We start from the raw sequence: 231 nt of genomic DNA on the forward strand, positions 1-231 counted from the left end.
CCTCGCCACTGGTCGCCAAATCGAGACCGGCAAGCATGTGAAGCATGGTCGACTTACCTGAGCCCGACGGACCCATAATGGCGGTGAAGGTGTGCTCGTAAAAGTCGACGCTGACGTCGTCAAGCGCTGCGACGCGCGTATCATCCTGACCGTAAATCTTGGATACGTGATCAAGCGCGACAACGGGCGCGGACGACGAAACGGATGAGACTGACTGAGATTGTGAAAGTG

Annotated in this window: 1 protein-coding gene; it reads right to left on the reverse strand. The window is 56.7% G+C overall.

All coding sequences use genetic code 11. The features are described 5' to 3' along the window. The coding region (locus QP415_RS13140) for an ATP-binding cassette domain-containing protein (protein WP_442953502.1) at nucleotides 1–157 on the reverse strand (157 nt) is incomplete at its 3' end. Between the last annotated feature and the right edge of the window lie 74 nt (nucleotides 158–231).

It is taken from the genome of Pauljensenia sp. UMB3104, from assembly GCF_030217285.1.
In the GTDB taxonomy this organism is placed as follows: Bacteria; Actinomycetota; Actinomycetes; order Actinomycetales; family Actinomycetaceae; genus Pauljensenia.